Source organism: Streptomyces luteogriseus (assembly GCF_014205055.1).
In the GTDB taxonomy this organism is placed as follows: domain Bacteria; phylum Actinomycetota; class Actinomycetes; order Streptomycetales; family Streptomycetaceae; genus Streptomyces; species Streptomyces luteogriseus.
This window is the reverse complement of record NZ_JACHMS010000001.1, coordinates 7,829,689-7,852,831: the sequence shown is the minus strand read 5'-3', so window position 1 is coordinate 7,852,831 and position 23,143 is coordinate 7,829,689. Positions and strand designations below refer to the sequence as shown.

22 protein-coding genes and 1 pseudogene are annotated in these 23,143 nt (G+C 73.3%); 12 read left to right on the top strand and 11 right to left on the bottom strand.

Annotation, left to right across the window (positions count from 1 at the left end; translation table 11 throughout):
- Nucleotides 1-3 precede the first annotated feature (3 nt).
- Nucleotides 4-2,382, bottom strand: a complete 2,379-nt coding sequence (locus tag BJ965_RS34895; protein WP_184914626.1) for a hypothetical protein — start codon at nt 2,380-2,382, stop codon at nt 4-6.
- 291 nt (nt 2,383-2,673) lie between these two features.
- On the opposite strand from BJ965_RS34895, the gene BJ965_RS34890 reads away from it, so the two are divergent.
- Both BJ965_RS34890 and BJ965_RS34885 read left to right on the top strand, forming a co-directional pair.
- Complete coding sequence (locus BJ965_RS34890; RefSeq protein WP_030854510.1) at nt 2,674-3,504, top strand: DeoR/GlpR family DNA-binding transcription regulator; 831 nt, start codon at nt 2,674-2,676, stop codon at nt 3,502-3,504.
- Nucleotides 3,505-3,565: 61 nt separating this feature from the next.
- Entirely contained in the window at nt 3,566-4,033 is a 468-nt protein-coding gene (locus BJ965_RS34885) for an SRPBCC family protein (protein WP_184914624.1), read from the top strand.
- Nucleotides 4,034-4,111: 78 nt separating this feature from the next.
- Here BJ965_RS34885 and BJ965_RS34880 read toward each other — a convergent pair whose 3' ends face one another.
- Nucleotides 4,112-5,236 (bottom strand): PLP-dependent cysteine synthase family protein, encoded by a 1,125-nt coding sequence (locus tag BJ965_RS34880; protein WP_184914620.1) that lies wholly within the window; start codon nt 5,234-5,236, stop codon nt 4,112-4,114.
- Between the two features lie 512 nt (nt 5,237-5,748).
- On the opposite strand from BJ965_RS34880, the gene BJ965_RS34875 reads away from it, so the two are divergent.
- Together BJ965_RS34875 and BJ965_RS34870 are read left to right on the top strand one after the other, a co-directional pair.
- Nucleotides 5,749-6,072, top strand: a complete 324-nt coding sequence (locus BJ965_RS34875; RefSeq protein ID WP_184914618.1) for a hypothetical protein — start codon at nt 5,749-5,751, stop codon at nt 6,070-6,072.
- A gap of 183 nt (nt 6,073-6,255) precedes the next feature.
- Nucleotides 6,256-6,789, top strand: coding sequence for an ATP-binding protein (locus BJ965_RS34870; RefSeq protein ID WP_184914614.1), 534 nt, complete (start codon nt 6,256-6,258; stop codon nt 6,787-6,789).
- 71 nt (nt 6,790-6,860) lie between these two features.
- Here the strand turns inward: BJ965_RS34870 and BJ965_RS34865 are convergent.
- Nucleotides 6,861-7,384: pseudogene (locus tag BJ965_RS34865) on the bottom strand (FtsX-like permease family protein); the annotation flags it as partial.
- Nucleotides 7,385-7,391: 7 nt separating this feature from the next.
- Entirely contained in the window at nt 7,392-7,673 is a 282-nt protein-coding gene (locus tag BJ965_RS34860; protein ID WP_184914612.1) for an SHOCT domain-containing protein, read from the bottom strand.
- Nucleotides 7,674-7,836: 163 nt separating this feature from the next.
- Here BJ965_RS34860 and BJ965_RS34855 point away from each other — a divergent pair, with 163 nt between their 5' ends.
- The 3 genes from BJ965_RS34855 to BJ965_RS34845 are packed head-to-tail and all read left to right on the top strand — an operon-like array spanning nt 7,837 to nt 9,918.
- Nucleotides 7,837-8,415 carry a TetR/AcrR family transcriptional regulator gene (locus tag BJ965_RS34855; RefSeq protein ID WP_184914608.1) on the top strand — a complete coding sequence of 193 codons (579 nt, stop codon included), beginning with the start codon at nt 7,837-7,839 and terminating at the stop codon, nt 8,413-8,415.
- Nucleotides 8,416-8,425: 10 nt separating this feature from the next.
- Nucleotides 8,426-9,013, top strand: a complete 588-nt coding sequence (locus tag BJ965_RS34850; protein ID WP_184914604.1) for a DUF4865 family protein — start codon at nt 8,426-8,428, stop codon at nt 9,011-9,013.
- Complete coding sequence (locus tag BJ965_RS34845; RefSeq protein ID WP_184914602.1) at nt 9,010-9,918, top strand: phosphotriesterase family protein; 909 nt, start codon at nt 9,010-9,012, stop codon at nt 9,916-9,918. The genes BJ965_RS34850 and BJ965_RS34845 overlap by 4 nt, the downstream gene beginning before the upstream one ends.
- A 19-nt stretch (nt 9,919-9,937) precedes the next feature.
- Here BJ965_RS34845 and BJ965_RS34840 read toward each other — a convergent pair whose 3' ends face one another.
- The 4 genes from BJ965_RS34840 to BJ965_RS34825 all read right to left on the bottom strand — a co-directional run bounded on the left by BJ965_RS34840 (nt 9,938) and on the right by BJ965_RS34825 (nt 13,382).
- The gene (locus BJ965_RS34840; protein ID WP_184914599.1) at nt 9,938-10,360 is read right to left on the bottom strand and encodes a PPOX class F420-dependent oxidoreductase; all 423 of its coding nucleotides are present in this window, start codon (nt 10,358-10,360) and stop codon (nt 9,938-9,940) included.
- Between the two features lie 11 nt (nt 10,361-10,371).
- The gene (locus tag BJ965_RS34835; protein ID WP_184914595.1) at nt 10,372-11,262 is read right to left on the bottom strand and encodes an NAD(P)-dependent oxidoreductase; all 891 of its coding nucleotides are present in this window, start codon (nt 11,260-11,262) and stop codon (nt 10,372-10,374) included.
- Between the two features lie 142 nt (nt 11,263-11,404).
- Entirely contained in the window at nt 11,405-12,652 is a 1,248-nt protein-coding gene (locus tag BJ965_RS34830) for an ROK family protein (RefSeq protein ID WP_184914593.1), read from the bottom strand.
- An 88-nt stretch (nt 12,653-12,740) separates the two neighbouring features.
- The gene (locus BJ965_RS34825) at nt 12,741-13,382 is read right to left on the bottom strand and encodes an alpha-ketoglutarate-dependent dioxygenase AlkB family protein (RefSeq protein ID WP_184914590.1); all 642 of its coding nucleotides are present in this window, start codon (nt 13,380-13,382) and stop codon (nt 12,741-12,743) included.
- 68 nt (nt 13,383-13,450) lie between these two features.
- Here BJ965_RS34825 and BJ965_RS34820 point away from each other — a divergent pair, with 68 nt between their 5' ends.
- Entirely contained in the window at nt 13,451-14,581 is a 1,131-nt protein-coding gene (locus BJ965_RS34820; protein ID WP_184917854.1) for a methyltransferase, read from the top strand.
- Here the strand turns inward: BJ965_RS34820 and BJ965_RS34815 are convergent.
- Both BJ965_RS34815 and BJ965_RS34810 read right to left on the bottom strand, forming a co-directional pair.
- Nucleotides 14,571-15,431 (bottom strand): class II fructose-bisphosphate aldolase, encoded by an 861-nt coding sequence (locus BJ965_RS34815; protein ID WP_184914588.1) that lies wholly within the window; start codon nt 15,429-15,431, stop codon nt 14,571-14,573. The genes BJ965_RS34820 and BJ965_RS34815 overlap by 11 nt on opposite strands.
- A 12-nt stretch (nt 15,432-15,443) precedes the next feature.
- A complete protein-coding gene (locus BJ965_RS34810) occupies nt 15,444-16,325 on the bottom strand; it encodes an SIS domain-containing protein (RefSeq protein WP_184914584.1) in 882 nt (293 codons plus the stop codon).
- A 117-nt stretch (nt 16,326-16,442) separates the two neighbouring features.
- Between BJ965_RS34810 and BJ965_RS34805 the strand changes: the two genes are divergently transcribed.
- Nucleotides 16,443-17,222, top strand: a complete 780-nt coding sequence (locus BJ965_RS34805; RefSeq protein ID WP_184914580.1) for a DeoR/GlpR family DNA-binding transcription regulator — start codon at nt 16,443-16,445, stop codon at nt 17,220-17,222.
- Nucleotides 17,223-17,665: 443 nt separating this feature from the next.
- Complete coding sequence (locus BJ965_RS34800) at nt 17,666-19,501, top strand: glycoside hydrolase family 15 protein (RefSeq protein WP_184914577.1); 1,836 nt, start codon at nt 17,666-17,668, stop codon at nt 19,499-19,501.
- A gap of 3 nt (nt 19,502-19,504) precedes the next feature.
- On the opposite strand, the gene BJ965_RS34795 is transcribed toward BJ965_RS34800, so the two are convergent.
- Nucleotides 19,505-20,464 (bottom strand): hypothetical protein, encoded by a 960-nt coding sequence (locus BJ965_RS34795; protein ID WP_184914574.1) that lies wholly within the window; start codon nt 20,462-20,464, stop codon nt 19,505-19,507.
- 201 nt (nt 20,465-20,665) lie between these two features.
- Here BJ965_RS34795 and BJ965_RS34790 point away from each other — a divergent pair, with 201 nt between their 5' ends.
- Both BJ965_RS34790 and BJ965_RS34785 read left to right on the top strand, forming a co-directional pair.
- Nucleotides 20,666-20,878 (top strand): heavy-metal-associated domain-containing protein, encoded by a 213-nt coding sequence (locus tag BJ965_RS34790; protein ID WP_184914571.1) that lies wholly within the window; start codon nt 20,666-20,668, stop codon nt 20,876-20,878.
- Nucleotides 20,879-20,881: 3 nt separating this feature from the next.
- Nucleotides 20,882-23,131: a heavy metal translocating P-type ATPase gene (locus BJ965_RS34785; protein WP_184914568.1), complete on the top strand. Its 2,250-nt coding sequence runs from the start codon at nt 20,882-20,884 to the stop codon at nt 23,129-23,131.
- The last annotated feature ends 12 nt before the right edge of the window (nt 23,132-23,143 follow it).

The window sequence follows — 23,143 nt, the reverse complement described above, 5'->3', positions numbered from 1 at the left end:
CGCCTATGCGGCGGGCGGTTCGGGCTCGTGCCGTGGCGACGGTACGTCCGGCGCCTCCGATGTCTCCCCTCCGGGGGCATCCGGGGCCGTCGGCCGCAGCCGGGCCAGCAGGGTGCGCCGTTCCTCGGCGAAGGCCGGGTCGGCCTGGTAGTCGGAGTGTCCGAGGATCGGCGCGGGCAGCGGCAGGAGCGCGGTGCGGCCGTAGGCGAGGGGATCCATCAGGGGGGCGTGGTCGACCTCCGCGCCGGGCAGGCGCATCGGGCCGCCGATGGGGTCGGTGAGCCGGTAGAGGTTGCGCCAGCAGTCGACGTCGCGGTGCAGCGAACCGAGCGCGTCCGGTCCGAAGTGCGCCGGGAACCAGCGGCCGTAGAGGCGCTCGAGTGGGGAGCCGTAGGTCAGCAGTGCGACCCGTTTGCGGGCGGACGGGGCGAGTTGCCAGGCCGCGGCGGCGGCGAGCACGCTGCCCTGCGAGTGGCCGGAGATGACCAGCCGTCCGCCGGTCGCGCGGGTCCAGGTCGCCATCCGCCAGGTCAGGTCGGGCACCGCGCGCTCGGCGTAGCAGGGCGGGGCGAAGGGGTGGGAGGCGCGGGGCCAGAAGGTGCCGACGTCCCACAGGATGCCGATGGTGCGGCGGGCGGCGGCGTCCTTGTAGGCGCGCCGGCCCCAGGTGACGAAGAGTATGAAGCCGAGGCCGATCAGCCAGGAGCCGAGGGCCTGTGCGGTCTCGGCGGCGCCGTGCAGGACGGGGTAGGTGCCCTGCGCTGCCTCGCCCGGGGTCTCGTCGGTGACCAGGGCGCCCACGAGGGCTCCGGCGCCGAGCAGCAGGGTGACCCCGGAGGTGACGGCGACGACGCGGGGTCCCCGGTCGGTGAGGGAGGCCATGGCGCGGGTGTAGGCGATACGCCGGGTGCGGGCGCGGTCCTGGGCCTCGTCCGGGTAGTCGAGTGCCACCGCGACGCGCTCGGCGCGGGCGAGCTGCCAGGCGCGGTGGGCCAGCCAGCCGAACAGCCCCAGCAGCACGACGAGCAGCGGCGGGATCACGGACGCCTGCCAGGTCAGCAGCACCGGCGGGCCGTCGATCGACGCCCCGGTGCCGTCCAGCCAGTCGGACACGCGCTGGGACACGCCGCCGGACATCACTCCGCCCAGGGCGCAGGCCAGCATCGCCACGGCGGGCCCGCCCAGGCCCCGCAGCACGGCCCGCCGGTCGGGGTCGGTGCGGTGCAGGACGTACGCCACGACGCCGAGGACGACCACGAGCAGGCCCTGCACCAGGGCGATCGCTCCGAAGGTCGTGTCGCCCGGCAGCCGGCCTTCCGACGTCCACCCCGGGCGGTCCCAGCCGGCGTACAGCAGGGAGAGGACGAGCAGGACGAGTGCGGCGAGCGGCAGGCGCCGTACGAAACGCTCGTCGAGTGTGCGGTCCAGGCGCCTCTCGCTGCGGCCGCGACGGCACACCACCCACACCACGGCGACGGCGCAGGCCACGAGGGCCGCTTCGAGCATCGGCCCCAGGGTGCCGAGTACGGCGGGACCGCCGGGGCGCCGGTCGTGGCGGGCGGCGGCGCTGCCGACCGCGGCGGCGACCGTGATCAGGCCGGCGGCGGTGTGCGCGGCACGCAGCCGGGCCACCAGCCGGCGCCCGTACCAGAAGCCGGGCCGGCCGAGTGCGGTCGGTCCGCCCTCGCCCTCGGGCTCGGGGGCCCGCTCGATGGGCTGCTGGGACTCGTAGTCGCTCCACGTGCGCCGGGACAGGTACCACAGCAGGACGGTCAGGGCGGTGGGCACGACGGCGGCGAGGGCGAGTCTGCGGCCGGGGGCGCTCCACCAGCCGCCGTCCGAGACGGTGGGTGAGAGGAAGCCCAGCCAGGAGTGGCTGTCCGCGCACGCCGCGGTGCCCGCGCACTGCCAGGCCGCCAGGTCGAGCGCGACCTCGCAGGCCGCCGCGACGAGCAGCACCGTCAGTGTGAGCCCCGCGAGCCGCATGAGGAGCCCGTACAGGCGCACAGTGCGGCGGCGGCCGTGGGCGGTGGGGCGCATCCAGTGGGCGAGGTTGACGACCATGAACGGCAGGAGCAGCAGCCACAGGGCGCGGGTGCCGTTGCCGGAGGTGAGGTTGCACCAGACGTAGGCCTCGGGCACCGGTCCGTCGCGGCGTCGGCCGTCCGGGCTGTGCTCGGCGTCTACGTCGTCGGCGCGCCGGAAGACGGCCGCGGTGTGGTCGCCGGTGATCCGCACCGTCCGCGGGTCGTTCAGCATCTCCTGGGGCGTGGTGCCGCCCACGCCGTGGACCAGGAGTTCCAGGGCGGTTCCGGTCTCGCCGGGCCGCGTGGCGGGACCGTCCGGTCCGCCGGTCGAGGCCTGTTCCTGCGCTCGTTCCACTGATTCGCACTTCCCCCGTGACACGCCGTCGGCTCAGCCTGTGCGGGCACAAGGATCTCCACTTCCGCGCCGCCCCACACCTGCTGTCACGGAATCTCCCCGATCCGTGATGAAGCGGAGCGCGGAGATGAGCCAACGGTGGCATGTGCGCGACGAGCGGGCGCGGTGGCGCTCTCCGGTCCGCGACATGCGAGGATGGGACGTCCTCGCACCGGAGCCGGGAAGAATGTCCTCGTCGGAGCCGGTGCGGGGTGTGTCGGACGGCATTGAGGCGAAAGGACCGGAGCGTACGTGAGCGAGAATCAGAACCTCCTCGCGGAGCAGCGGCGATCCCTGATCCTCGACGAGGTCCGCCGCCGGGGTGGTGTCCGGGTCAACGAGCTGACCCGCAAGCTCGGTGTGTCGGACATGACCGTCCGCCGCGACCTCGACGCGCTCGCCCGCCAGGGCGTGCTGGAGAAGGTGCACGGCGGCGCGGTACCGGTGGTCGAGGCGAGTACGCACGAACCGGGCTTCGAGGCCAAGTCCGGCCTGGAGCTGACCGCCAAGGAGGACATCGCACGCGCCGCGGCCAAGCTGGTCGCGCCCGGTGCGGCGATCGCCCTGTCGGGCGGTACCACGACCTTCGCGCTGGCGCACCAGTTGCTGGACGTCCCGGACCTCACGGTGGTCACCAACTCGGTGCGGGTCGCCGACGTGTTCCACGCGGCGCAGCGCACCTCGGGCCCGCGGCAGGGCGCGGCCACGGTCGTGCTGACGGGCGGAGTGCGCACGCCCTCCGACTCGCTGGTGGGTCCGGTCGCCGACCAGGCGATCGCGGCGCTCCACTTCGACCTGTTGTTCCTCGGGGTGCACGGCATATCGGTCGAGGCCGGCCTGTCGACGCCGAATCTCGCGGAGGCCGAGACGAACCGGCGGCTCGTGCAGTCGGCCCGCCGTGTGGTCGTGGTCGCGGACCACACCAAGTGGGGCAAGGTGGGCTTGAGTTCGTTCGCCTCGCTGGAGCGGATCGACACGCTCGTGACGGACGCCGGCCTGCCGGACGAGGCGCGCGGGGTGGTCACGGAGCATCTGCGTCGGCTGGTGGTGGCCGGGGAGCCCGGGGACGACGCAGACATCTGACGTGGCGTCAGCTAGGGTGACGCCTCCGGCATCGCCCGCTCCCGCCCAGGAGGCCGCGTCCATGGCTCGTCGACTGCGCCCGGTGGGGCCCGACTTCGTCACGACCGCGCCCGTCCGGCACGTCTTCGTACGGGAGGTGGCCGCCCCGGTGGCGGCGGTCTACAGCGCGCTCGTGGACGTGCCCGGCTGGGCCGAGTGGTTCCCACAGGTGGCGGCCGCCCGCCCGGTCGACGCCGGTGCCGGACGCGACATCACGCTCACCGGTGGCATCCGGTTCCGCGAGTCGGTGATCGCGGCGAAGGCACCCGAGGTGTACGCCTACCGCATCGACGTCACCAACCTGCCGGGCGTGCGGGCGCTGGCCGAGGAGTGGCGGCTCGCGCCGGCCGGCACCGGCACCCGGGTGCGGTGGACGTTCGCCACCGACGGGACGGCCGCGTACCGGCTGGCCCTGAAGGTGGCGCGCGGGGGCCAGGCGCGGGCGTTCCGGGACGCCGTGCGGTCGTTGGACCGGCGGCTGGCGGCCTGAGGGGCCGTTCTCAGCGGCCCGTCGCATCAGTCGGTCCGGTGCCCTCAGCCGGCTCGTCGCATCAGCCGGGCCCTTGCCTCAGTCGGGCCAGACGCCCGTCTTCAGGAGCGAGTCGATCGCGGCCGTGTACGGCCTTGTGTCGAGCCCCTGCGAGGCCAGCCAGGCGTCCGAGTAGTACTTGTCGAGATACCGGTCCCCGGGGTCGCACAGCAGGGTCACGACGCTGCCCTGCCGGCCCTCGGAGACCATTTCGGCGACGATCTTCAACGCGCTCCACAGCCCGGTACCGGTCGAGCCGCCGGCCTTGCGGCCGATGGCGCGCTCAAGGGCCCGGACGGCGGCGACGCTGGCCGCGTCGGGCACCTTCATCATCCGGTCGATCGCACCGGGCACGAAGCTCGGTTCCATGCGGGGCCTTCCGATGCCCTCGATACGGGAGCCGCAGTCGCAGGTGACGTCCGGATCGCCGGTGGTCCAGCCCTCGAAGAAGCACGAGTTCTCGGGGTCGGCCACGCAGACGCGGGTGTCGTACTGCATGTAGTGGACGTAGCGCGCGAGGGTCGCGGAGGTGCCGCCGGTGCCCGCCGTGGCGACGATCCACGCGGGCTCGGGAAACCGCTCCAGGCGCAGCTGGCGGAAGATGGACTCGGCGATGTTGTTGTTGCCGCGCCAGTCCGTGGCCCGTTCGGCGTAGGTGAACTGGTCCATGTAGTGGCCGCCGGTCTCGGCCGCGAGGCGGGCGGACTCCTCGTACATCGTGCGCGGGTCGTCCACGAAGTGGCAGCGGCCGGAGTGGAACTCGATGAGGCGGATCTTCTCGGCGCTCGTCGTGCGCGGCATGACGGCGATGAAGGGCACGCCGATCAGCTTCGCGAAGTACGCCTCGGAGACGGCAGTCGAGCCACTGGAGGCCTCGATGACGGGCCGGTCCGGCCGGATCCAGCCATTGCAGAGGCCGTAGAGGAAGAGGGAGCGGGCGAGGCGGTGCTTGAGGCTGCCGGTGGGGTGGGTCGACTCGTCCTTCAGATAGAGGTCGATGCCCCACCGGTCCGGCAGGGGGAACTGCAGGAGGTGGGTGTCGGCCGAGCGGTTGGCGTCCGCCTGGACTCTGCGGACGGCTTCTTTGAGCCAGGCCCGGTAGGCGGCGTCGCTGTGGTCGACGTCGAGGGTCACGCCGGTCCGGGTCTGCTGGGGAGTGCTCACGGGGGCTCCTAACGCTGCGCGCCGACGACGCGTCGCGCGGGCCGACACCTCCGATCATAGACACCCGGCGCACGCTTCTCACCTGCATAAACGCATCTTTGAGCCCCCCAAAGCGCCCCCAGGGGCAGGACCCGGGGCAAGGGGGCGCGCGGTCCCGGGGGCGCGTTCGCGAGTGTGCTGCGGGCGCCCCCCGGCAGGGGACTCGCGGGCACTGGTGCTCGGCGCCGGGCGGGGGCAGACTGCACGGCGGGACCAAGGCCCCGGCCGGGGTGAACGCAGGGCACGACCGCTTCCCGGAGCAGGCTTCCGGTCACCGGCACCACATCCCCCCCGGGGGGGGGTGGGGACGGAGAGGTACACCGCACGGCCGGGCCGTGGTGCGGACCGGGCGGGACGCACCACCCGGAGGGGACCATGGGTCCGGACGGGGCACACTGGATCAGGACACGAGCCCGTACCGGGCACCGCGCGCAGCGGGCCGGTACACCGACGCGCACTAGGGGGCGGGTGGCATGGGAGAGCCGGAGTTCAGGGCCACGGGCGTGCGGATCGGGAAGCGGCTGCGGTCGCTCACCCGGGCCGGGCAGGTCCGGATCAGTGACGGCCGGCTCGAGCTGCTGACCAGCTACGGCAGCGAGATCGACAGCGCGCCGGTACAGGCCGTGCGCGCCTCCAAGCCCTGGTTCGGCCCCGACGACCGGGCCACGGCGGATCTCAACGGCCACCGGTATCTGCTCACCCTGGGCGAGAACGACCCCGCCCCGGGGGAGCCGGGTCCGCCGGCCGCGCGGCGCTTCATCGAGGCCGTGCGCCGGGCAGCGGGGCGTGGCGACTGAGATGTCCGCGAGTTGCGGTACCTCACCCCCTGCGTCACTCTGGTCTCACGTCACTCTGGGTTTACCGGCGATAACGCTGCGAACCAGCCCGCCGGACACGACAGCAGGCGGCAGTGTCACGCAGGCGCCCTGCTGGATCCGAATCCCGTGTTCTTCCGGACCTCACGTCGGGGAGTCGCAGCCGTGATCAGCTACCCAAGCAGGCACTGCACGGTGGAGCTCCAAGCCCTGCCGTCGCGGATCGGCCAGGTCCGCAGAATCGTATCTGCGCAGTTGCGCTACTGGCATCTCGACCCCCTGATCGACCGGGCCTCGCTCGGCGTGACGGAGCTGTTGTCCAACGTCCACCGGCATGCCCAGCCGGACAAGACGTGCACCGTGGAGATAGAGCTGCTGCTCGACCGGCTCACGGTCTCGGTGCGCGACGGGGATCCGCGGATGCCCGTGATCGACGAGGCCGAGCCGCTGGCGACCTGCGGGCGTGGGCTCGCGATGGTGGCCGCCATGAGCGAGAGCTGGGGCGTCCGGCCGGACGGCGAGTCCGGCAAGGTCGTGTGGTTCACCCTGCCGACGTCCGCCCCCGTGGTGACGTCGCCGTCGCTCCGCTCGCGGCGCACGGTCCAGGAGAAGCCGGCCCGCCGGTTCGCCGAGGTCGGGGTCTCCACCGACGGGCTGCGGCCCGACCATGCTCCCGCCCGGTCCGCCGTTGCCGGTTGACCGGGCGGTGACCACCGTCCCCTCGGGGGTCCCGGGGGCGTACGCCGCCGGGTGTGCTCCCGGGGCGTACGTCACTCCGCGGCGACGGTCCGCAGCACGTCCAGGCGTGCCGCGCGCCGGGCCGGGCGCAGCCTCGCGAGGGCGCCGGCGGCGAGCCCCACGACGGCCAGGTTCACGGGCGGCATCGCGAACGCGAAGGCACTGTCGCTCACGCCGTCCGACGCCCTGACGAGGACCCAGCCGCGGGAGGCGCCGAGGGCGAGCCCGCCGGCCGTGCCGAAGGCGGCGAGCAGGACCGACTCCCAACGGACCATGGCCCGCAGCTGGGCACGGGTCCGGCCGACGGCCCTGAGCAGGCCCGGTTCTCGGGTGCGTTCGTGGATCGCCAGGGTCAGCGTGTCGGCGATGCCGAGGAGCGCGGTGAGCACCGCGAGGGCGAGCAGCGCGCAGACGAGGGCATCATGTCGATGCCGCCCACCGAGGACTGCGCGTACGCGCCGCGGGTCTGCACCTCCGGGTTGCCGTACGCCGCGGCAGTCTTCTCCACCGCCACCGTGCCGGCGTCCGTGCGCACACCGTCCGCGAAGGTGACGGCGCCGTGGTCATGCCGCGCCTCCCTTACGGCCGAACTCCTCGTTGAGCACGGACAGTCGGCGCCAGTACTCGTCCTCGTCGATCTCGCCGGAGGCGAAGCGGCGGCCGAGTACGGCGAGGGGCGAGTCGCTCTCGACGGTGGGCCGCCCCCACGGGCCGCCGCGGCGTCCGCGCCGCACCGTGCGGCGCAGCAGCGCGATGCCGCCGCCGATCACCAGCGCCCAGATCACCGGGAAGAGCAGGATCCACGGGCCGGGCCCGCCGTCGCCGAAGTGCGCCAGGGTCTGCATGTCGTCCAACTCCTCGATCGCTTCGTGTGCGGTGTCGCTTTCGAGAGTCGTCCGGCGAGGGGTCCCCGGTCGTCGTACGGCCGGCGGCACTGTGCGTACCCCGCGGGGAGCAGGCGAGCGGGTCCCGTCTGCTCCCCGCACCCTCGCTTCTGTAACTACTAGTATGTACAGTAGTGGTATGAGCACCCCGGAGCGGCTGATCGAGTCCACCCGCGAGCTGTTGTGGGAGCGCGGCTACACGGGCACCAGCCCCAAGGCGATCCTGGAGCGCGCGGACGCCGGGCAGGGCAGCATGTACCACCACTTCAAGGGCAAGCCCGATCTCGCCCTGGCCGCGATCCGGCGGACAGCCGAGGAGATGCGCGCCACCGCCGCGGGAGTACTCGACGGCCCGGGCACGCCCTACGAGCGCATCGAGGCGTACCTGCGGCGCGAGCGGGCCGTGCTGCGAGGCTGCCCGGTCGGCCGGCTGACGATGGACCCGGACGTGATCGCGAGTCCCGAGCTGCGCGCACCGGTCGACGAGACGCTCGACTGGCTGCGCGGGCGGATCGCCGGGATCGTCGAAGAGGGCAAGGCGCAGGGCCAGTTCGCGCCCGGCCTGGACGCCGGGGAGATCGCGGCGGCGGTCGTCGCGACCGTCCAGGGCGGTTACGTCCTCGCCCGCGCCTCCGGCTCCCCCGCCGTCTTCGACGCGGGGGTCCGGGGGCTGCTCTCCCTGCTGGCACCCCGGCCCTCTTGAGGAGACCTCCATGCACGCCCTGCAGTACGAGATCGCCCTGCCCGCCGGGTACGACATGGGCATCATCCGCGACCGCGTCGCCCGCCGGGGTCACCTGCTCGACGAATGGGGCGGGCTCGGCCTCAAGGCCTACCTGATCCGCGAGCGCGGCCTGCGCGGCTCGCCGGTCAACCAGTACGCCCCCTTCTACCTCTGGAACACGGTCGACGGGATGAACTCCTTCCTGTGGGGCGGCGGTTTCCAGGGAGTCAGTGACGACTTCGGGCGGCCGTCGGCACGCCAGTGGACGGGCCTCGCGTACGAGGAAGGCCACGGCTCGCAGCCGCGGTTCGCGGTACGGCACCGCCAACCCGTCCCGGACGGCGTGCCGTTGGCCGAAAGCGTGGAGGACGCGGTGGGTGAGGCCCGGCGGCTGGCGGCGGAGGACGGGGCCCTGTGCGCCGCCGCGGCCGTCGACACGAGCCGCTGGGAGCTGGTGCACTTCTCCCTCTGGGAGCGATGGGAGCAGGACGCGCCCAAGGCCGACGGCGAGGTGTTCGAGGTGCTGCATCTGTCCACGCCGGGCCGGGACCGGCTGGCCCGGGGACGCCAGTGGTGAGCGCGGTCCGCACGGTGCTGGGGGACGTGCCTCCCGCCGACCTGGGGGTATGTGACGCCCACGACCATGTGTTCTTCGGCAGTCCCCGGCTGCCCGGCCAGGAGCTGCGCAGCGTGGCGGCGGCGCGGGCGGAGCTGGTCGCGTTCCGGGAGCAGGGCGGTGGGGCCGTCGTGCAGTGGACGCCGTACGGGCTCGGGCGGCGGGCCGCCGATCTGCCGCCGCTGTCCCGGGAGACGGGCGTGCACCTGGTGGCCGCGACCGGTCTGCACCAGGCCGTGCACTACGACGAGGACACGCTCGCCGGTTTGCGGGGCCGGCTCGCCGAGGTCTTCGTCTCCGAACTCACCGTGGGCATCGGGACGTCGGAGGTGCGGGCGGGGCTGGTCAAGGTCGCGGGCGGCTTCCACGCGCTGGACGCGCACGCCCGCTGGACCATGGCGGCGGCGGCCGAGGCGCATCACGCCACGGGCGCGACGATCACCGTGCACCTGGAGATGGGCACCGGCGCCCTGGACGTACTGGACCTGCTGTGCGGGGAGTTGGGGGTGCCGCCGCACCGGGTGGTGCTCGGGCATCTCAACCGCTCCCCCGACCTCGTGGTGCACCGGCAGGCGGCCGAGTCCGGCTGCTATCTGGCCTTCGACGGACCGTCCCTCACCCACCACGCCACGGACTGGCGGATGCCGGAGGCCGTACGGGCCCTCGCCGACGCCGGGTTCGGCGACCGGGTGCTGCTGGGCGCGGACACCACCACGGCCGCCGCCCGCTCGGTGGACGGCGGCCCCGGGATGCCCTACCTGCTGCGCCGGGTGCGGCCCCGGCTCGTGCACGCCGTGGGCGAGGAGCTGGTGGAGCGCATCCTCACGGAGAACCCGGGCCGGGCGTTCGCGACCGAGTGGCGCTGACCGGCCCGGTCAACGGGTCTCAGCCGCCGGCCTGGTCGCTGTCCTTCAACGAGCCCCAGCCGTGCCAGCGGTCGACCTCGATCCAGGCGCTGACGCGGGGGCGGACACGGTCCGGGTAGGGCTTGCCGGTGTAGTGCCGGGCGAGGAGGTCGATGTCGGCCAGGTCCTCGTCGGCGTACATCTCGGTGACGCGGCCGATGAGGGTGACGTGGGTGTACCAGTCGTCGCCGGCGAGGACGGTGAGGGTGACGCGCGGGTCGCGGCGCAGGTGCTTCAGCCGCACCCGGCCCTCGTCGAGGTTGATCAGGACACGGCCGTCCTGCCACGCGTACCAGGTGGCGGTGGAGACGGGCGCGCCGTCGGAGCGCAGGGTGGCCATGACGCACGGGTTGGGCCGGCTCAGCAGGTCGTCGGCCTCGGGCGGCAGCGGCGGCTTGGACATGGGGGAACCTCCTAGGAGTCGGTCTTCTCGTCGAAGCTGGCGAAGTAGGCCGCGACCATGTCCTCGTCGGCGTGGCCCTGGGCGGCGGCACGCTCCATGCGGGCGGCGGCCGCTTCGGCGACGTCCAGACGGACGCCGTGGTCCACGCCGGCCTGAACGATCAGCCGGGCGTCCTTGGCGGCGGTGCTCACCGCGAACTGGGGCGGCGTGAGCCTGTTCTCGAGGACGAGCTCGGACTTGGCGCGCAGATAGCCCATGTCGAGCGGGCCACCGGCGACGAGGTCGAAGAAGCCGCGCGGGTCGACGCCGAGCGCCTCGGACAGGGCCAAGGCCTCGCCGGCGGCGGCCGTGACGGCGAGGACCCAGCTGTTGGCGACGAGCTTCAGCCGGGTGGCACCGCCCCGCCCCCCGTCCTCGCCGCTCCACACGGTCCGGGCGCCGACGGCGTCGAAGACCGGCGTCACCTTCTCGCGGCCCTCGGTGGGACCGGCCGCGAGCACGGTCAGCTTCCCGGCCTCGGCGGGCTGGCGGGTGCCCAGGACGGGGGCGTCGTAGAAGACCAGGCCGTGCTCGCGGGCGAAGGCGGCCAGCTCGGCCACGCCCTCGATGCCCGCGGTGGTGGACTGCACCCAGACGGTGCCGGGGCGCAGAGCGGGGACGGCCTCGCGCATCGTGTCCAGCGCGGCGGGACCGTCGTAGAGGATGGTCAGGACGACATCGGCGTCCTGGACGGCCTGCGCGGGGGTGTCGGCGATCCGCACGCCGTCGGCGGCCAGCGGCTCGGCCTTGGCCCGGGTGCGGTTCCAGGCGTGGACCGTGTGTCCGGCCCGGGCGAGGTTGCGGGCCATCGCGGCGCCCATGATGCCGGTGCCCAGGACGCTCACGGTGAGATTGTCGGTCATTGCGTCAACTTCCTCGGTGGTGCGGTGCGGGCGGACTGCCTGCGACCCAGCCTGCCCGCTCAGCGGCGCGCCTTCCCGGAAGCGGCGCGGGCACGCCTGATGCCGGTGGGGGCGGTCGCGTCGGATCACGGCCGAGGCCCGCTCACCCCTGTGCGGTCAGCGCTCCCAGCGGATCGTCCAGGACCGGCTGCCAGGCCAGTTCCGCCGCGCCGACCAGGCTGTTGTGGTCGAGGGTGCAGGGCAGGATGGGGACGCCGCCGCTCTGCCCCCACAGGCTGCGGTCGGCCACGACCGCGCGGAGGCGGCCGGGGTCGGCGTCGAGGAGGGTGCGGTGCAGGCCGCCGAGGATGATGCGGTCCGGGTTGAGGATGTTGACCAGACCGGCGAGGCCGAGACCGAGGCGGTCGATGAGGGCCTCGGCGGCGGTGCGGACGCCCGGGTCGTCGTAGTGGTGGCGGATCAGGTCGATGGACTGCTGGAGCAGTGACACCTCGGGGCCGGGTTCGCGTCCGGCCTCCGTGAGGAAGGCCAGCGGGTCGGTCTCCACGTCCAGGCAGCCGCGGCTGCCGCAGTGGCAGGGGCGGCCCTCGGGGTGCACGGTGAGGTGTCCGACCTCCAGCGCGAGGCCCGAACTGCCCCGGTGCAGGCGGCCGTCGAGGACGAGCGCGCCGCCGACGCCGCGGTGGCCGGTGGCCACGCACAGCAGGTCACGGGAGCCGCGGCCGGCGCCGTGCCGGTGCTCGGCGAGCGCGGCGAGGTTGACGTCGTTCGCGGCGAACGCGGGTCCCTCGAGGCCGGCCGCGCGCACCTGCTCGGCGAAGATGTCCCGGACGGGCGCGCCCGCGGGCCAGGCCAGGTGGAGGGGGTTCAGCGCGAGTCCCCCGGGCTCGGCGACGGCGGAGGGGACGGCGAGGCCCGCGCCCACGCACCGCAGACCGGTCTCGCGCAGCAGCTCGGCGCCGGCCGCGACGACGGAGGCGAGCACCTTGGCCGGGTCGGCGTCGACGACCTCGCAGCCGGGCGCGGTGGCGACGATCCGGCCGCCCAGTCCGACCAGTGCCGCCCGGAAACCGTCGGAGTGGACCTGCGCCGCGAGCGCGACGGGCCCGTCGTCGGCGACGGCCAGCTTGTGTGAGGGCCTGCCCTGCGAGCCGGCCGCCGCGCCGGGCCGGGCGTCGACCCGGATCAGCCCGAGTGCCTCCAGCTCGGCGGCGACCGCGCCGGCCGTCGCCCGGGTCACCCCGAGCTCGGCGGTGAGCACGGCCCGGGTCGGCGCGCGTCCGGTGTGCACGAGTTCCAGTGCGGGTCCGAGTGCTCCGCGTCCCCGGTCCAGCCGCGCTCTCGAAGTGCTCCCGTTCCCCGCCTGCCGGGGGTCCGCCTTCCCGCTCATGAGGGCGAGTCTCCCATGATCCGCCGGGATGGTGGCCGAGCCCGCCGGGCAGGCGTCGGGGAGCAGCTGCGATGGGTGCGGCCGGGCATCAGAGACCGCCGGCCCGGAGGGTGATGTTGAGCCGGCCCGTCAGGCCCAGTGGGGGCGGTGCCGTGCCCGCGTGGACGCGTGGGACCCCGTGGTAGGCCAGGCGGGACGGGCCGCCGAAGACGAACAGGTCGCCGCTGCGCAGCTCGACGTCGGTGTAGGGCCGGGTGCGCGTCTCGGTGTTGCCGAAGCGGAAGACGCAGGTGTCGCCGAGACTCAGCGACACCACCGGCGCGTCGGACCTCTCGTCGCTGTCGCGGTGCATGCCCATGCGGGCGTCGGCGTCGTAGAAGTTGATGAGCGCGATGTCGTAGTCCGGCGCCGGTCCGCCGAGGGTGTCGCGGACCGCCCGGCGACCCAGTTCGCCGAGCCACCGCGGGAACGGCTTCACCGGGGAGCCGTCCCCGTCGGCGACCGTGCGGGCGTAGGCGTAGGGGTACCAGTGCCAGCCGAGGCAGACCTGCCGGGCGGTCATGGTGCCGCCGCCGGGTGTGCGGACCGTGCGCAGCCCCGCGGGCGGCCGGGCCCAGTCGCGGCAGGCGTCGAGCAGCGCGCGCTGATGCTCGGCGTCCAGCCAGTCGGGCAGGTGCACGGCGCCGGGCGCGACCTGCGTACGGGCCCTGGGGAACAACTCGGCGTCCATGCCTTCCATGGTGCCCGACACGCCCTGAGCTGGGGCTCGGCTAGCCTGGTCGCACGATGGACGACCGTATGAAGACGCCGTGGGGCGAGCCGGCGCTGACCCGTTTCCCCGAGGACCCGCGCGACAGGCTGCGCGCCTGGGACGCCTCGGACGAGTACCTGCTGAGGCATCTGGCCGAGGAACGGGTGCCGCTGGACGGCACGGTCGTGGTCGTCGGGGACCGCTGGGGCGCGCTGGTCACGGCGCTCGCCGCGCACCGGCCGGTGCAGATCACCGACTCCCACCTCACGCAGGAGGCGACCCGGGCCAACCTCGCGCGGGCCGGCGTGGAGCCGGGTGCGGTGCGGCTGCTCACCACGCAGGATCCGCCGCCGGAGCGGATCGACGTGCTGCTGGTGCGGGTGCCGAAGAGCCTTGCGCTGCTGGAGGACCAGCTGCTGCGACTGGCTCCGGCCGTGCACGCGGGGACGGTCGTCGTCGGCACGGGCATGGTGAAGGAGATCCACACCTCGACGCTGGCGCTGTTCGAGCGGATCCTCGGGCCGACCCGCACCTCGCTCGCCGAGAAGAAGGCCCGGCTGATCTTCTGCACGCCGGATCCCGCTCTGGAGCGTCCCGGCAATCCGTGGCCGTACGTCTACACGCTGCCGGACGGCATCGGCCCCGCTGCCGGAGGCACCGTCGTCAATCACGCGGGGGTCTTCTGCGCCGACCGGCTCGACATCGGGACGCGGTTCTTCCTCCGGCATCTGCCCGGGGGACGGGGTGGCCGGGTGGTGGACCTGGGGTGCGGCAACGGCGTGGTGGGTACCTCGGTGGCGCTGGCCGACCCGGACGCCGAGGTGCTGTTCGTGGACGAGTCCTTCCAGGCCGTGGCCTCGGCGGAGGCGACGTACAAGGCGAACGGCGTGCGGGGGCATGCCGAGTTCCGGGTCGGTGACGGGCTGGCGGGCGTGCCCTCCGGCAGTGTCGACCTGGTCCTCAACAACCCGCCGTTCCACTCCCACCAGGCGACGACGGACGCCACGGCCTGGCGGATGTTCACCGGGGCCCGGCGCGCGTTGCGGCCGGGCGGGGAGCTGTGGGTGATCGGCAACCGGCACCTGGGCTACCACGTCAAGCTGCGGAAGCTGTTCGGCAACAGCCGGCTCGTCGCGAGCGACCCGAAGTTCGTGGTGCTGAAGGCCGTCAAGCGGTAGCGGCGCCGAGGGTCCGGAGGGTCCTCGCCACCGCCCGTGTCATCGCCTGCCGCGCGAGGGTCAGGTAGCTGCGCGGGTCGACCGCCTCGGGCCGCTCGGCGAGGAACTCCCGGATCGCACCGGTCAGCGCGATGTTCAGGGCCGTACCGATGTTGACCTTGGTGATGCCGCCCGCGATCGCCGCCGTGAGTTCGTCGTCCGGGAGACCGGAGGAGCCGTGCAGGACGAGCGGGACGTCCAGTGCGGCCGACAGGCGCTTGAGCAGGGCGTGGTCGAGGGTCGCCGTGCGGGTGGTCATGGCGTGGGAGCTGCCGATGGCGACGGCCAGGGCGTCCACGCCCGAGTCGGCGACGAAGACGCGTGCTTCGTCGGGGTCGGTGCGGGCGCCGGGGGCGTGCGCGTCCAGCGGGGGTCTGCCGTTCTTGCCGCCGATCTGGCCCAACTCGGCCTCGATCCAGAGCCCTTGGGCGTGTGCCCAGCTGACCGCCGTCCGGGTCGCGGAGAGGTTCTCCGCGTAGGGCAGCCGGGCCGCGTCGTACATGACCGAACTGAAGCCGGCGTCCGCGGCCTGGTGCAGCAGGGCGTCGCTCTGCACATGGTCGAGGTGCAACGCGACCGGAACGGCGGCGTGTTCGGCGGCGACGACGGCGGCGCGGGCCAGCGGAAGGAGCTGCCCGCCGCGGAACTTGACCGCGTTCTCGCTGACTTGGAGGACGACGGGGGCACCCGCCGACTCGGCGCCCGCGATGACGGCCTCGACGTGCTCCAGGGTGATGACGTTGAAGGAGGCGACGGCCGAGCGGGCGGCTGCGGCGGAGGTGACGAGTTCGCCGGTGGTGGTGAGGGGCACGAGGTCTCCAGGTCAGGGTTCGAGGATCACCGAGCGCGTCAGATGGCGCGGGGTGTCGGGGTCCAGCCCGCGGGAAGCGGCGAGGGCGACCGCGAGCCGGTGGACGCGGACGAGTTCGGCGAGCGGGTCCAGTGCCCCGGTGATCCACAACGCACCGGTGCCGCGCACCTGTTCGGCGAGCCCGGCCGGTGCATCGCCCAGCATCCAGGTGGCCGTGCCCTGGGTGCTGATACTGACGGGGCCGTGCCGGTACTCCATCGCGGGGTAGGCCTCCGCCCAGGCCAGGGCGGCCTCGCGCATCTTCAGCCCGGCCTCGTTGGCCAGTCCGACGGTCCAGCCGCGCCCCAGGAAGGTGAACTGCCCGCACTCCACGATGCCTTCGGGCAGCGGCTCGGCCAGGGCGGTGCGCGCGTCGGTGACGGCGGTGTCGGGGTGGAGGCCGAGGTGGGCGCGGAGGAAGGTGAGGGCGGTGGTCGCGAACCGGGTCTGGACGACGGAGCGTTCGTCCGCGAAGTCCAGGACGGCGAGGGCGTCGGCGGCCGCCCTGACGGGCGTGTCCGGGTCGGCGGTGATCGCGGTGGTCGGGGTGCCGCCCTTCAAGCGGCCCAGCAGGTCCAGGACTTCGGTGGTGGTGCCGGAGCGGGTGAGGGCGACGACCCGGTCGTAGCGGCGGCCGTGGGGGAACTCCGAGGCGGCGAAGGCGTCGGTCTCGCCCTGGCCCGCGCCCTCGCGCAGGGCGGCGGCGGCCTGCGCCATGAAGTACGAGGTGCCGCAGCCGACGATCGCGACCCGCTCCCCCGGCGCCGGCAGCACCTTGACGAACCGGGGCGCCTCCGACGCGGCGCGCGCCCAGCACTCGGGCTGGCTGGTCAGCTCGTCCTCGACATGCGTCATACCGCACCCTCCGTTCTGATTGTTTCTGCAAGATATCGCCAGCTTTCGAGCAACATCAAGCATTCGGGCAGGATCGGGTGCGCTAAGGTCGCCGGAGATCGATACGTGGAGGTGCGGATGTCGCGCGACGCCCGCTGGAAAGCGCTGCTGGAACTGCTCGTGGAGCGCGGCCGGCTGGACGTCGAGGACGCGGCGGCGGAGCTCGGAGTGTCGGCGGCGACGATCCGCCGTGACTTCGACGGACTCGCCGAGCAGCAGATGCTCGTGCGCACCCGGGGCGGGGCGGTCGTGCACGGCGTGTCGTACGAGCTGCCGCTGCGCTACAAGACGGCCCGCCGCGCCTCCGAGAAGCAGCGCATCGCCAAGGCGGTGGCCGATCTGGTCGCGCCGGGCGAGGCGGTCGGGCTGACCGGGGGCACCACCACGACCGAGGTGGCCCGGGCCCTGGCCGTGCGCGGGGATCTGGCGTCCGGGTCGCCCGCGCTGACCGTGGTGACGAACGCGCTGAACATCGCGGGTGAGCTGGTCGTGCGGCCCCAGTTCAAGATCGTGCTGACCGGCGGAGTGGCCCGGCCCCAGTCGTACGAGCTGGTGGGGCCGCTCGCGGACGGGGTGCTCGGGCAGATCACGGTCGATGTGGCGGTGCTCGGCGTGGTCGCCTTCGACGTGACGCACGGCGCCGCGGCGCACGACGAGGCGGAGGCCGCCATCAACCGGCTGCTGTGCGAGCGGGCGGAACGGGTGGTGGTGGCCGCGGACTCCAGCAAGCTCGGGCAGCGGGCGTTCGCCCGGATCTGCGCGGCCGAGGCGGTGGACACGCTGGTCACGGACACGGCGGTCGGCGCGGAGATGGTGCGGCGCTTCGAGGACGCCGGGCTGCGGGTGATCACGGCCTGAGGGTGTCGGCTTGACGGCGACGGTTGCCGGGGGCGGCTTGACGGCGACGGTCTGACAGCGACGCGCTGGCGGGGACGGCATGACGGCGACGGTCTGACAGCGACGCGCTGGCGGGGACGGCATGACGGCGACGGTCTGACAGCGACGCGCTGGCGGCGGCCCGCGGCGCCGGTAGTCCGGTGGTCCGCGGCGCCGGTAGTCCGGTGGTCCGCGGCGCCGGTAGTCCGGTGGTCCGCGGCGCCGGTGGTCCGCGACAACGGCGGCGTGGCCGCGACGGTCCGACGGCGACCCGTGCCGCAGCGACGGTCCCGACACGGCAGCGCGCCAGCGGGGGTCCACCGACGGACGGGGGCAGCGACAGTCCGACGGTGGCTGTCCGACAGCGGACGTCCGTCGCCGGTTCTAGGCTGGGGCTGAGGCGCCTACCGGGCAGGGAGGCCGTCATGGGCGAAGCCGCACAGGACCGGGGCGTGCCGGGCGGCCGGCGCTATGTGCCAATCGCCGAGCACGGGCTGATCGGCGATCTGCGCAGTGTGGCCCTGGTCGGGACCGACGGCACCATCGACTGGTACTGCTGTCCGGCCTTCGACGCGCCAAGTGTGTTCGCCTCGATCCTGGACGCGGAGCGCGGCGGCTGTTTCGAACTGGCGGCGACGGTGCCGGCGCGGACCAAGCAGTTCTACTTCCCCGACACCAACGTGCTGATCACGCGGTTCTTCACCGAGGACGGGGTCGGCGAGGTGCAGGACTTCATGCCGGTCGGCGGCGGGCCGGCCGAGGCCGAGCGGCACCGGCTGATCCGGCGGGTGGTGTGCGTACGCGGCTCCATCCCGTTCCGTACGCGCGTGGCGCCCCGGTTCGACTACGGCTCCCTGCCGCACACCGTCCGGCTCACCGGCGACACCGCGGTGTTCGAGGCGACGGGGATCGCGCTGGCGCTGACCGCGACCGTGCCGCTGGAGGCCGACGGAGCCGACGTACACGGCGACTTCAAACTCTCCGAGGGCGAGACGGCGGTCTTCGCGCTGGACAAGGTCGGCGGCGATGTGACGCCCCGCCGGTGTGCGCACACCGAGGCCGAGGAGCAGTTCGCGGCGACGGTGGCGTACTGGAGGCGCTGGCTGTCGGCCTCCCGGTACAAGGGCCGCTGGCGGGAGATGGTGCACCGCTCGGCCCTGACGCTGAAGCTGCTCACCTATGCGCCGACCGGGGCGATCGTCGCCGCGCCGACGACGAGCCTGCCCGAGGAACTCGGCGGCGAGCGCAACTGGGACTACCGGTACGTGTGGGTGCGCGACGCGGCGTTCTGCGTCTACGCCCTGCTGCGACTGGGCTTCACCGGCGAGGCCGAGGCGTTCATGGACTTCGTGACCCGGCACATCAGCCCGGGCGACGGCAAGGTCTCCGGCCCGCTGCAGATCATGTACGGCATCGACGGCCGCACCGAGCTGCCCGAACGCACCCTCGACCATCTGGAGGGCCACCACGGATCGGCGCCGGTACGGGTCGGCAACGCGGCGGCCGACCAGCTCCAGCTCGACATCTACGGCGCGCTGATCGACTCCATCTACCTCTACGACAAGTGGGCCAAGCCCATCTCCAGCGGCCAGTGGGACGACGTGTGCGCACTGGTGGACTGGGTGTGCGCACACTGGGACCAGCCCGACGAGGGCATCTGGGAGACGCGGGGCGGGCGCAGGAACTTCCTGTACTCACGGCTGATGTGCTGGGTGGCGATCGAGCGGGCCATCCGGATGGCCAACCGGCGCGGCCTGCCCGCCGACCTGCCGCGCTGGCGGGAGTGCCGCGACACGATCTACCGGCGGATCATGAGCCGGGGCTGGTCCGAGGAGCGCGGGGCCTTCGTCCAGCACGAGGACGGGGACGTACTGGACGCCGCCGTGCTGATGATGCCGCTGACGAAGTTCATCGCCCCCACCGATCCGAAGTGGCTGTCGACGCTGGACGTGCTCACCGAGGAGCTGGTGTCCGACTCGCTGGTCTACCGCTACGACCCCCGCTCCAGCCCTGACGGGCTGCGCGGCGACGAGGGCACGTTCTCCATCTGCTCGTTCTGGTACGTCGAGGCCATGGTGCACGCGGGCCGCGTCGACGAGGCGCGCCTGGCCTTCGAGAAGATGCTGACCTACGCCAACCACCTCGGTCTCTACGCCGAGGAGATCAGCCACACCGGGGAGCAGCAGGGCAACTTCCCCCAGGCGTTCACGCACCTGGCGCTGATCAGCGCGGCCTTCAACCTGGACCGGGCGCTCGGCTGACGGTCAGTGCCCGTGGCCGTCCTCCACATGCCCTTCGGGGGTACCGGAGCCGGCCGCCGCTCCCCCGGCACGGACGGTGAACGCCGCCGTGTGGACCTCGCCCTCGTGCTTGAAGTCGAGGAACAGGCGGTAGGCACCGGCACTGGGTGCGGTGGCCGTGAACGAGATGTCCGGTCCGGGCCTGGTCGTGCCGTCACCGGGTTCGCCGTTCGGGTGGACGTGCAGGTAGGCGAGGTCGCCGGAGCGCAGGGCGACCAGGTGGCCGTACGCGCCGAGGTAGGGCTGGAGGTCGGTGACGGGCTTGCCGTCGCGGGAGACCTTCAGTTTCAGCTCGCTCGCCTTGCCCGGCTGCGGGGCGCCGGACAGCTTCACCTCGTAGCCGTCGATCCGGGCCGTGGTGCTCGCGGGCGGCAGGGGCCGGGCCCGGTACGGGCCGGATGCGGCGAGGTCCGCGCCGAGGGTGAGGTTCTCGGCGTCCTTCCCGGCCGGGGTGAAGTCGGCGAAGACGCGGTAGCCGCCCGCGCGGGGCAGGTCCACGGGGGTGCTCCAGGTGCCGTCGGCGGCGCGGGTGGGGTGCAGGTGGCGGTAGGTGACCAGGTCGCGTGAGGCGACGATGAGGTGCAGTTCCTTGTCGTGCTCGCGCTGGTAGGCGGTGACCGCTCGGCCTCCGGCGTCCCGGACGGTGAAGCGCAGGTCGGCCTGCTTGCCGGCGGTGACGCGCGGGGTGTCGAGGTCGAGTGTGTAGCCGCCCTCGGAGATCTGCAGCCCGCCGGCGGGGGGTGTGTCGTGTCCGCCGTGGCCGTCGCCCTCCGCCTGCTCGGGTGCGGGCCTGGTGTGCTCGTCCCGGTGCTTCGGAGGGCTGTCGGCGACGACGGGGTCGATGCCCTGTCCGACGCCGTAGGCCGCGCCGAAGGTCGCTGCCAGGGCGGCGGCGAAGGTGGTGATCCTCAGTCCGTTGTTCATGGCCGTGGCTCCTTCGGATAGCGGGCCTCCCGCTCGATTGCGGGGCTTCCATGCACTTCACCATACCCCTAGGGGGTATCGAGTCAAGTTGTTTCGGCGCTTGCATCGTATACCCCTGAGGGGTATACCTGAAGTCGGCGCGGGGATACCCCCGCCCCGTATTCACCCCATCTGCTGAACCGTCCCTCGAGGAGGCACCCGATGCCCGCCACCACCTACGCCGTTGCCGGAATGTCCTGCGGCCACTGCAAGGCCACGCTGACCAAGGTCATCGGCGAGCTGCCCGGCGTCAGCGGTGTCGAGGTCGACCTCGGCAGCGGCCATGTCACCGTCACCAGTGCCGCGGAGCCCGACGACGCCGCGATCGCGGAGGTCGTCGACGAGGCCGGCTACGAGCTGACCGGGAGGGCCTGAGCCATGAGCACCGGTACGCCGACCGGCGCCGACGCCGAGGTGGAGCTCGCCATCGGCGGCATGACCTGCGCCTCCTGCGCCGCGCGCATCGAGAAGAAGCTCAACCGCATGGACGGGGTCACCGCCACCGTCAACTACGCCACCGAGAAGGCCAGGGTCAGCCACTCCGGCGACGTGTCCGTCGGTGATCTCATCGCCACCGTCGAGGCCACCGGGTACACCGCACAGGAGCCCGCTCCCTCGGACCAGCAGACCGGCCCGGCCGAGGAGGCCGACGAACTGCGGCCGCTGCGCGAGCGGTTGATCACGGCCGTGGTGCTGTCGGTTCCCGTCGTCGCCATGGCGATGGTCCCGGCGCTGCAGTTCGAGTACTGGCAGTGGCTGTCGCTCACTCTGGCGGCGCCCGTCGTGACCTACGCGGCGTGGCCCTTCCACAAGGCGGCGTTCACCAACGCGCGGCACGGCGCGGCCACCATGGACACCCTGATCTCGGTGGGCACCTCGGCCGCCTTCCTGTGGTCGCTGTGGGCTCTGTTCTTCGGCACCGCGGGCACACCGGGCATGACCCACCCCTTCGAGCTGACCATCGAGCGCACGGACGGCGCCGGGAACATCTACCTGGAGGCCGCCGCGGGCGTGACCGCCTTCATCCTTGCCGGGCGGTACTTCGAGGCCCGCGCCAAGCGCAAGGCGGGCGCGGCGTTGCGGGCGCTGCTGGAACTGGGCGCGAAGGACGTCACCGTGCTGCGGGCCGACGGCCGTGAACAGACCCTCCCGGTCGCGGAGTTGAAGGCCGGGGACCGCTTCCTGGTCCGGCCCGGCGAGAAGATCGCGACGGACGGGACGGTCGAAGAGGGGTCCTCCGCCGTCGACGCCTCGATGCTCACCGGCGAATCCGTCCCGGTGGAGGTGGCCGGGGGCGACCCCGTCACCGGCGCCACGATCAACGTCGGCGGGCGGCTCGTCGTACGGGCCACCCGGGTGGGTGCGGACACACAACTCGCCCGGATGGCCCGGCTGGTGGAGGACGCTCAGAACGGCAAGGCCGCCGCGCAGCGGCTCGCGGACCGGATCTCCGCGGTGTTCGTGCCGGTGGTGATCGCCCTGGCGCTCGGCACGCTGGGCTTCTGGCTGGGCAACGGCGCCGGGCTGACGGCCGCCTTCACCGCGGCGGTCGCCGTCCTCGTCATCGCCTGCCCGTGCGCCCTGGGGCTTGCGACACCGACCGCGCTGATGGTGGGCACCGGACGGGGTGCCCAGCTCGGCATCCTCATCAAGGGCCCGGAGGTCCTGGAGTCCACGCGCCGGGTCGACACCGTCGTCCTCGACAAGACCGGCACCGTCACGACCGGCCGTATGACGCTGCTCGCCGTGCACACCGCCGAGGGCACCGACGAGGCCGACGTGCTGCGGCTGGCCGGGGCGCTGGAGCACTCCTCCGAGCACCCGATCGCCCGGGCCGTCGCCGACGGGGCGCTGGAGAAGCTGGGCGCGCTGCCGACGCCCGAGGACTTCGCCAATGTTCCCGGGCTCGGTGTACAGGGAGTCGTCGAGGGCCACGCGGTGCTCGTCGGCCGGGAGCGGCTGCTGGCCGACTGGGCCATGCGGCTTCCCGAGGGCCTGGCCGGGGCGAGGGCGGCGGCCGAGGAAGCCGGGCGCACGGCCATCGCGGTCGCGTGGGACGGCGAGGCGCGCGCGGTGCTGGAGGTGGCCGACGCGGTGAAGGACACCAGTGCGGAGGCGGTCGGACGGCTGCGGGCCCTCGGCCTCGCGCCGATCCTGCTGACCGGTGACAACGAGGCGGTGGCCCGGTCCGTCGCCCGCGAGGTGGGCATCGAGGAGGTCATCGCAGAGGTGCTCCCGCAGGACAAGGTCGACGTCGTCAAGCGGCTCCAGGCCGAGGGCCGGTCGGTGGCGATGGTCGGTGACGGTGTCAACGACGCGGCGGCCCTCGCCCAGGCCGATCTGGGCCTGGCCATGGGCACCGGCACGGACGCCGCGATCGAGGCCGGCGACCTGACCCTCGTGCGCGGCGATCTGCGGGCCGCCGCGGACGCCATCCGGCTCGCCCGCCGCACACTCGGCACCATCCGCTCGAACCTGTTCTGGGCCTTCGCCTACAACGTGGCGGCCCTGCCGCTGGCCGCTTCCGGCCTGCTCACCCCGATGATCGCCGGGGCGGCGATGGCCTTCTCGTCGGTCTTCGTGGTCGGCAACTCGCTGCGGCTGCGCACCTTCCGGGCCGCCGGCTGAGGCGTCGGCGGG